This window comes from Leptospira perdikensis (assembly GCF_004769575.1).
Classification (GTDB): Bacteria; Spirochaetota; Leptospiria; order Leptospirales; family Leptospiraceae; genus Leptospira_A; species Leptospira_A perdikensis.
Window position 1 is genome coordinate 1 of sequence record NZ_RQGA01000006.1, and the last position, 1970, is coordinate 1970.

Sequence of the window (1970 nt, forward strand, 5' to 3'; positions counted from 1 at the left end):
AATGAATACAAACATTTAAAGTTAAAACTTACGGAAAGGAATCCAACACTGAGAAATAATATTCTCATTCATTCTGAAATTGATGCTTTACAGAAAGCCAATGATTATTTGAATCAAAAATCAGCAGATCTAGAAGACGATGAGTATATAATTACTAAAACCGAAGTAAAACAATATGGTTGGCTCGTTTATTTCACAAATAAAAAATATGTCGAAACTAATGATGATTCTTTTCTCTTATTCGGTAATGGTCCATTTATTATTAATAAATACGATGCGAGCATTTTTCAAATTGGATCTGCAAATCCAGAAAACCAAATCTACAAATATGAATTAGAATATTTCCCAGATTTTGTAGGCTCCCTTGAATACGTCCAAAATGAATTAACTCGCATTTTAGGAATGGAAGATGATATTTTTTTATTCGACACCTAAAGATTGCATTTTATTTTAACAGGTTCGCAACTACGTATAACAGCGACTTAACGCTTCGCTTCGGGACTAGCCCTCGCTTGGTCTGCGACACATTCCCCTTCTGTCACTCGCTCGCATCCGCAAGCTACGTGCCAGTCCCTAACGTCCCCTCCGAGGACTCAGGGTCGGGGAACGTCGTTAAGTCTAGTTCGTTATGCGAAATCGTAGAGAAATAAACCTTAAAACATAGGAAATACTTTAAAAAAAAGAATTATAAACCTCTTGACACAAGGCACACATTGTCATCACATATTCTAGAGTGAAGAATTATCGCTGGGATCTTGAAAAAGACGAAATTTTAAGAAAAGAACGTGGCATTTCTTTTGAATTAATTCTTTTTCAAATCGAAAATGGTTTTCTACTGGATATTATTAATCATCCAAATCAAGAAAAGTATCCTAACCAATCGATATTCATTGTTGAAATTGAAAACTATGCTTACTTAGTTCCATTTATTGAGAACAAAGATGAAATTTTCTTAAAAACTATTATACCAAGCAGAAAAGCTACACGTAATTATTTTTTAAAGGATGGAAGTGACAATGAAAACTAAGATAAACAAGAATTCCAAAGATCTTTCTTCGCTTTCTAAGGAAGAAAAAGATATTCTCACTTCTTATGAAGCTGGTGAATGGAAATCTATTGGATTAAATAATAAATTAATTAGCGCATACCAGAAAGCTGCTTCTGCGACGCTCGCCAAGAATAAAAGAATAAATATTAGACTTAACCAGTTAGATTTACAATCGATACAAAAGAAAGCTTTTGAAGAAGGATTGCCTTATCAAACTTTCATTTCTAGCTTAATCCATAAATTTGTCACTGGAAAATTAGTAGAAAAATAGTTTAACAATCTACGACTTCGCATAACGAACTAGACTTAACGACGTTCCCCGACCCTGAGTCCTCGGAGGGGACGTTAGGGACTGGCACGTAGCTTGCGGATGCGAGCGAGTGACAGAAGGGGAATGTGTCGCAGACCAAGCGAGGGCTAGTCCCGAAGCGAAGCGTTAAGTCGCTGTTATACGTAGTTGCGAACCTGTTAAAATAAAATGCAATCTTTAGGTGTCGAATAAAAAAATATCATCTTCCATTCCTAAAATGCGAGTTAATTCATTTTGGACGTATTCAAGGGAGCCTACAAAATCTGGGAAATATTCTAATTCATATTTGTAGATTTGGTTTTCTGGATTTGCAGATCCAATTTGAAAAATGCTCGCATCGTATTTATTAATAATAAATGGACCATTACCGAATAAGAGAAAAGAATCATCATTAGTTTCGACATATTTTTTATTTGTGAAATAAACGAGCCAACCATATTGTTTTACTTCGGTTTTAGTAATTATATACTCATCGTCTTCTAGATCTGCTGATTTTTGATTCAAATAATCATTGGCTTTCTGTAAAGCATCAATTTCAGAATGAATGAGAATATTATTTCTCAGTGTTGGATTCCTTTCCGTAAGTTTTAACTTTAAATGTTTGTATTCATT

4 protein-coding genes are annotated in these 1970 nt (G+C 34.1%); 3 read left to right on the forward strand and 1 reads right to left on the reverse strand.

Annotated elements, in window-relative coordinates:
- The 3 genes from EHQ49_RS07110 to EHQ49_RS07120 form a co-directional block, all read left to right on the forward strand.
- A partial coding sequence (locus tag EHQ49_RS07110; RefSeq protein WP_135577823.1) for a YrhB domain-containing protein occupies positions 1 to 435 on the forward strand: 435 nt, incomplete at its 5' end.
- A 298-nt stretch (positions 436 to 733) separates the two neighbouring features.
- Entirely contained in the window at positions 734 to 1027 is a 294-nt protein-coding gene (locus EHQ49_RS07115) for a BrnT family toxin (RefSeq protein WP_135577825.1), read from the forward strand.
- On the forward strand, positions 1017 to 1319 hold the full coding sequence (locus tag EHQ49_RS07120; protein WP_135577827.1) for an antitoxin: 303 nt from the start codon (positions 1017 to 1019) through the stop codon (positions 1317 to 1319). Before EHQ49_RS07115 ends, EHQ49_RS07120 begins: the two co-directional genes overlap by 11 nt.
- 216 nt (positions 1320 to 1535) lie before the next feature.
- Here EHQ49_RS07120 and EHQ49_RS07125 read toward each other — a convergent pair.
- Positions 1536 to 1970, reverse strand: a 435-nt coding sequence (locus tag EHQ49_RS07125; RefSeq protein WP_135577823.1) for a YrhB domain-containing protein, incomplete at its 5' end; no start/stop codon positions are given.

What these genes read in the sequence shown, in the direction of transcription:
- EHQ49_RS07120 (WP_135577827.1), top strand. Translation starts at nt 1,017, where the DNA reads ATGAAAACTAAGATAAACAAGAATTCCAAAGATCTTTCTTCGCTTTCT.